This window comes from Commensalibacter sp. W6292M3 (assembly GCF_016101315.1).
Taxonomy (GTDB): Bacteria; Pseudomonadota; Alphaproteobacteria; order Acetobacterales; family Acetobacteraceae; genus Commensalibacter; species Commensalibacter melissae.
In genome coordinates this window covers 180,856-186,993 of sequence record NZ_JACFQT010000003.1, presented here as the reverse complement: position 1 = coordinate 186,993, position 6,138 = coordinate 180,856, and the positions used below count along the sequence as shown (strand labels likewise).

Annotated in this window: 7 protein-coding genes; all 7 read right to left on the bottom strand. The window is 34.2% G+C overall.

The features are described 5' to 3' along the window. Window positions 1–11 precede the first annotated feature (11 nt). The gene (locus H3T57_RS08190) at window positions 12–1,409 is read right to left on the bottom strand and encodes a hypothetical protein (protein ID WP_198193970.1); all 1,398 of its coding nucleotides are present in this window, start codon (window positions 1,407–1,409) and stop codon (window positions 12–14) included. A 28-nt stretch (window positions 1,410–1,437) separates the two neighbouring features. Beyond that, the gene (locus H3T57_RS08185; protein ID WP_198193968.1) at window positions 1,438–2,127 is read right to left on the bottom strand and encodes a DUF2612 domain-containing protein; all 690 of its coding nucleotides are present in this window, start codon (window positions 2,125–2,127) and stop codon (window positions 1,438–1,440) included. Beyond that, window positions 2,120–3,493 carry a baseplate J/gp47 family protein gene (locus H3T57_RS08180; RefSeq protein WP_198193966.1) on the bottom strand — a complete coding sequence of 458 codons (1,374 nt, stop codon included), beginning with the start codon at window positions 3,491–3,493 and terminating at the stop codon, window positions 2,120–2,122. Before H3T57_RS08180 ends, H3T57_RS08185 begins: the two co-directional genes overlap by 8 nt. Further along, window positions 3,480–3,830 (bottom strand): hypothetical protein, encoded by a 351-nt coding sequence (locus H3T57_RS08175; protein ID WP_110439490.1) that lies wholly within the window; start codon window positions 3,828–3,830, stop codon window positions 3,480–3,482. The genes H3T57_RS08180 and H3T57_RS08175 overlap by 14 nt, the downstream gene beginning before the upstream one ends. Before the next feature lie 135 nt (window positions 3,831–3,965). Further along, entirely contained in the window at window positions 3,966–4,742 is a 777-nt protein-coding gene (locus tag H3T57_RS08170; RefSeq protein WP_122123187.1) for a Gp138 family membrane-puncturing spike protein, read from the bottom strand. Beyond that, window positions 4,742–5,815, bottom strand: a complete 1,074-nt coding sequence (locus H3T57_RS08165) for a hypothetical protein (protein ID WP_198185517.1) — start codon at window positions 5,813–5,815, stop codon at window positions 4,742–4,744. The genes H3T57_RS08170 and H3T57_RS08165 overlap by 1 nt, the downstream gene beginning before the upstream one ends. Continuing rightward, window positions 5,815–6,132, bottom strand: a complete 318-nt coding sequence (locus tag H3T57_RS08160) for a phage baseplate plug protein (protein WP_110439487.1) — start codon at window positions 6,130–6,132, stop codon at window positions 5,815–5,817. The genes H3T57_RS08165 and H3T57_RS08160 overlap by 1 nt, the downstream gene beginning before the upstream one ends. Window positions 6,133–6,138 lie beyond the last annotated feature (6 nt).

Genomic DNA, 6,138 nt, shown 5'->3' with positions numbered 1-6,138 from the left:
TAAATGCATCGCTAACCATCCATGTCTATCTGAAAATTCGTCGTCAAATTCTTATAAGAGGGAGCAGGATTATTGATGATTTCAATTGTATCATTAAAAACGCTATTTCTACCTAAACAAGTCATAACATTATCTTTTATAATACGATAAGGAGAGTTTTTAAAAGGAAACGGTTGTTCATTACCAGGTTCAGAAGCGGAAATATTCCATTTTGAGGGTGTAGAAAAGAAACGTACTCCTTTTCGATTATCTAAAAAAAGATTTCTATATTTAAATAAATAAACTGCATCAACTGGTTGTCCTCCACCTGCTATCCATTTACCTTTAACATTGGGTAAATTATTGAAAATACACCCTTGAAATAATATATTTGTACCAGGTGCTATAAAACCACCCCATGTACCTGAAGGTACATTACTGTAACCATCCACATCATCTATATCGAAAACCATACCAAAAAAATTTAATTTATAAGCTGTATCTGTTCCTGCTAAACCATAAATAAATGCCCCATTTAATACTCTTTGTCCATTTTCATTAACAGTAGTCTTTACGTTCCATAATAAAATTATTTTTGGTCTATTAATATTAGTGACACAAACTGCCCATTGCCAATCTCCAGTGGTTTCATCCATATATCTTGATGCCTTATCTAACTCTGGATCATCATATGCTCTAAAATCAATAAAACGATTTGAAACGTAATAATTCGTTGGCCCATCTTTTATAACCGAATCTATTTTACCATTAGGAGATAAATAAAAAGAATCACCTGCTTTTAGATATATAGTTACACCTCCAGAAGGTGGAGTAACTGAAATAGCCTTAACAATAGAAAAAAAGGGTTTTTTATATGATCCATTTCCTGTTTCATCATTTCCTATAGAAGAAGAAACGTAAACATTGGTAATAACCGTAGGTGATGCAATCAGCATTTTACCATCATCATTATAATATAAAGTATTACCCTCTCGTTCTGAAATCACAGGATATCGTATCCAACCGTTTTGAGGGTTGATTATGTTAACTTTATTCTGGTTGGGATTAAATCTGTTATTATCCTCCAAACATTGCCATAAAACCCAAGGCCTGTTTGGATCATCCCCCTGCACGATGGTTCCTTTTGAATAACCATTGTTTTTATTACAAAAATCCTGGTTGAAACTTGGCAGACCTCCCGCCTGCATCCACTGTATAGCCTCTGTAATCTGGTATAAAATCCCGTTATGATCCTGTCCCCAGGGTGGAACACCACCTTTCAGGGCAGAAATCATAGTTTGTTTTGGAAAACCTTTTTCAATATCCGCACGTCCATTTTGATAATCAGCCCCAGTATCTTCGATATTAAAGCGATCACCATATTCTGCCCATTTAGAGGAGAAAAGCTTTCCAGGTCTTTGAATAGACATTTTTTGTCCTTTAATATTTATTTGTTAATTATTTAGGCTGAATATTAACCTTCAACGAGACCCCAGCTGGTTTGAACAATAAACCTGCATTCATGATAATAGCCACTTCATCAGTACTAGGCAGCCAATTTAAAATAAGAGTTATCGACATATCAAAATTATCTCGAACATATATTTCATGATTATTTTTTTCCCCATTTTCATTATATCCAAAAATATACATCAAAATAAAATTGAGATCTGATGTATTGTAATTACTCACGTTCGCATGAGCCTTTGCGAAAATTAACTTTTTAAAGTTTTTATCTGTAAATGTGATTTCACCCTCCAGCTCTTGGTAATCACGAAACATACCCCAAGCCGTACGACGATCTTCTATTGAAGATAAGGAGTCATTAAAACCTGTTAAATCGTGATACGGACGTGCCAATAATAAAGTTTCCTCATTAAATCCCCAAAAGAAACCCGTAAGAGTTTTTACAGTACGATTAACACCAACCACCTGCCCCCAAATATCTAGTCCTTTACCTGTGGCAGTATTCAAATCCCAAATATTTTCATAAAAATCACTAAAAAAAACACAGATTTTCATCGCCTCACTAAATGATCTTATTAATGCAAGTAAACGGGGTGAATTAGCATATTGCGCAATAACTGTTTCATGATAATCAAGACATAAAGGGGGTTTATTTTCATCAAAAAATACCGATTCATCCATTAAACACTACCTCTACATCATCTTTATTCAATGTAGGCATTTCATCAATATTCATTTGAACCAACGAAAAACTGGCAATTTCTCTTCCAATAAATAAGGTTATGATGCTGATCCAACTCCCCAATCTCTGCACAGGTGCATAAAAACTGGATGCTAGAATTTCACTTCCAATTCTAGGTTTTTTCGATCCATCATTACCAGTAAAAGCTTTTATAATTGCCGTTTTTATTTGATCAACCGCATTTTTTGGTAAGAACTGTGGTCTTGCTAAAGTAATTTTTAACCTGATCGGAATTCTTTTTGCATTAGCGTAACAAATAGTATATGTCGGAGGTGTTGAATATAACCCACTCTGGTCCTGAATGACGACTATTTGATCACCATTCATATCACAACCCGGTGGTTTTTTCTTCCATATAGTTTGTGCAATTAATTGTTTACTCCAATCATCATCTGGTGCAGAGACACAAACAAAAAGACTATGCGGTTTTAAAAAAACACCGTTTTTATTCACACCTCCTCCCGAATCATTATCAACAACGTAAACATCTTCACAAACACTGCTACCATTGCCATCTTTTAAATTCAGTAAAGCTGACATAATACTATCCACACTATTTACAGAATTTAAGGCGACAGACTGTCGCCGCCTTTGTTCAAACTGTGCTTGGCTTTCAACATTATTACCAATGATACCTTCTGTAGGATTATCAACATTATCCCACCCAGGAATAAGCTGATACATTTGTAAACTATGCGCTGGACAATTGATTGGACCTTTTTGCAAACAAACAAAATTTACAGCTACTGTGCCATCTTCACCAATTATATAATTTTGATCCGCTTCATATAAATTTCCATCACCATCCTGCACTTTAGTTCCTGCCGAAATCATAACATCTTTTTGACCTCGACAGATCCCGGTAACAGTAGTCGCTTTGGCTTTTATACGTTCAATAAAATAAATCCGACCAATACCATCTTGCATTCGACCCGTAGCATAAGATGGATCAACCTGATTTACATAATATGCCAATAAACGGTTACGATCTGAAATTATCGCGGCCATAGAGGTTGCAAGTTGGCCCTGTGGGGTTGATAATAAAAATTCATTTTGATTATTGAAAAACTTTAATTGATTATTAAAGGCATTCTGAAAATCTTCAATAACGCCTGCAAGAATATCCTGCTCTTCAGGCAATATGATACCTGTATTACCCCATTCTTTGTCATGGTCTGATGTGGATTGTCCCCCCCATTTTAATGAAGGGATGTTCGTGTCGACATCTTTAACAACCGGTAAATTTCTCAGCTGAACTGGTGAGATATTTCTTGCATTAATATTGTCATCGTCAGAAAACGACATTTAATTGTTCCCCGCTCTTTGTATCAATGATTAAATAAATGTTTCCGTGCAAGGCCCTTTGTTTATCAACATACAAATCCATGTCAGCACGGATAACACCATCAACATTTTCAGCACGATCCAATAAAATATTCTTAATTAATCCCCAATTTGGATTAACTCCCAATATTTTAGCAAAATATGGTGTTCCCTGGTTCACATCATACCATCCCTCACCCTCTTCCAATTTTATTTCGTTAGCAACCTGTTGAGCAATGGCAAACCCATCATTTACAGTTGCTATATTTCCATTTCTATCAACCAGCAAATCCCAATCCTCAGTTAATAATAATTCCATTTTCACCCTCAAAAAAACCACTCAAAAGAGTGGTTAATAAAATTATTGATATTTCAAATTAATTTTTTAATCGAATATGATTTATGATAATTAATAATAAAAAATAGTCTTTTGAATATTTTAAAAATCTTAAATCTAATTTTTAGGTTGGGTAGTATCTTGGCCCTTATTACCATTTCCATGAACATGTTCAAGAAAAGAAATTCCATCAATAACAGTATCTCCTGTCGTTTGAGCGGCACCTGTAATTAAAGTGTTCCCTATAATTGAAGTCTCACCAATAATGGATGTTTCTCCCAAAATATTGACCTGACCATTTATATTGACATTACCTTCTATATTAATATCCGAAGCTTTGATATGAAGTTTATCATCTTTTATTTTTACATCGGTACCATTAGATAAAAATATTTCTACGTCCTGATCCCTTATATTCACGAAAGTAGTGGGGGATTGTTTTGACGCAGGCGCAATGGCCATCTCCAGATTACCATCAGTGATTTTTAACCATGTTCTTGGTTCTTCATTTAAAAGGGATCCTATATAAATGGCATCTGATATAGAATGTTTACGATAACTTGCCGGGATATGTTTTTTACGACTAGAAACAACATTTGAAATATCCCTAGCAGCAAAAACAACAATGCCCTTATCACCTATTTGAGGATCAATAATGATTCCATAATCTCCAGCCTGTTGTCTTGCATAGGGAATATTACTGATTTGCGCATGATCTACTGCCTTTCCTTCATTATCCAACATTGCGAGCATCGGAATTACATCAAGAAGCCGTTTTTCGGTATCAACAGATAATACTTGTACCGGCATAGCAGTAAAAACACGACTGATTGCATTATCCATCATAGTCCATAACGTATTAAGAACGCTATTTCCTTTGTTAGGATTCATCATTAGCCAATATGTCCTTTTTTATCTTTTTTAGAAAAGTCTTTTTGCAATTCAATATTTGTAAACCATGGCCCATCAGGTGTATAACAGGATAATTCATGTTTTAATGAAACCATATATCGCCATACTCCATTAACATTTTTAATATATTCTGATTTAAGAGCTATTTCCTCTCCAAATCGAATTGAATGATTAAAAATACTTCGAACAGTGATACCTCTATCTGAATAGGCAGGATAACCGATCATTCCATTATAGACAGAAATATTCCTGGAAGAAATTTCTACAGCTTCTATCTTATCATTATTACTATCATTAGTTTCTAGTCTACGTTCATAATCATTTAATGTCATATTTTCAGGAAAGATTTTGCAAATCTGATCCTGAAATGTAAAACGGGTTTTCGTATCTCTTGTACATAATCGAATTTGTTCAATTAAATCATCATGATAATTGGGATTGTTTAAAACGGCATTAACACCATAATTTTTAAAACTCAATCTTCCTATCCCATTAGAATAGGGTAGAGATGCATTATATTTATCAATAATTGTTTGCACAACAGTTGCGACAGGTGTTTTATTTTTGAATGAAATGGATTTAGCTGGAGTCAGATTTAATCCTGCTGCAACCATTGCATTCACATGGAAAGCAAGATCAGGTGCACTGCCATAATCTGCATAAGCAACTGTTATACCGCCTTCAAATATTTTATTATATATAATTTTTTTATCGGAACTGTTTTCCAGACTTGCATATATGATCAAATAATTGCCAAACCCATTTGACTCTTTTTTATATTGACCCAATGTTGATAATTGATTGATCCAATGCTCATCCATATTATAAATCGTGCATTGACATTCTGGAAGACTCTCCCCTCCCTGATAATTAATAGAAACTTGCGCTTTAAGATGTTCGACCGAAAGAATTAATTTTCCATCTGCAAACGTTTTTTGTCGTTTATTTTCATCCACTCCCATTACAAATTCAAATTTTAAATAACGTTTATGAAAGGTAGTAAAAGTAGGACGATGACCAATAACAGTAATTTTCTCTTCATAGGATGATAGCATTATATACCTATCCCATCATCAATTCCACTTTCGAGATAATAAAGCAAATAACGATTACCAAAATCTTTATAAGATGGATGATTAAATCCTTGCTGATCAACAAACATTAAATCTCCAGGAAATTCAAGATAAGCAGAACGGATTAATCGAACCCGATCCAGACATAAAATTCCTGTTAATAATGGTACTGCACCATAATAAACATCAAGGAACACACCAACATTTCCTCTATCCAACAGGCGAAAACGATAATCCATTCCCTCAAGAGTAAGAATAAACTGCTGAGCCTCAATAGGTGAAATCTGTATAAGTTGCATTTCGTA

Bases quoted from the DNA above. Each gene is read 5' to 3' on its own strand.
- H3T57_RS08160 (WP_110439487.1), bottom strand. From the start codon at position 6,132: ATGCAACTTATACAGATTTCACCTATTGAGGCTCAGCAGTTTATTCTT.
- H3T57_RS08165 (WP_198185517.1), bottom strand. From the start codon at position 5,815: ATGCTATCATCCTATGAAGAGAAAATTACTGTTATTGGTCATCGTCCT.
- H3T57_RS08185 (WP_198193968.1), bottom strand. From the start codon at position 2,127: ATGGATGAATCGGTATTTTTTGATGAAAATAAACCCCCTTTATGTCTT.
- H3T57_RS08180 (WP_198193966.1), bottom strand. From the start codon at position 3,493: ATGTCGTTTTCTGACGATGACAATATTAATGCAAGAAATATCTCACCA.
- H3T57_RS08190 (WP_198193970.1), bottom strand. From the start codon at position 1,409: ATGTCTATTCAAAGACCTGGAAAGCTTTTCTCCTCTAAATGGGCAGAA.
- H3T57_RS08170 (WP_122123187.1), bottom strand. From the start codon at position 4,742: ATGATGAATCCTAACAAAGGAAATAGCGTTCTTAATACGTTATGGACT.
- H3T57_RS08175 (WP_110439490.1), bottom strand. From the start codon at position 3,830: ATGGAATTATTATTAACTGAGGATTGGGATTTGCTGGTTGATAGAAAT.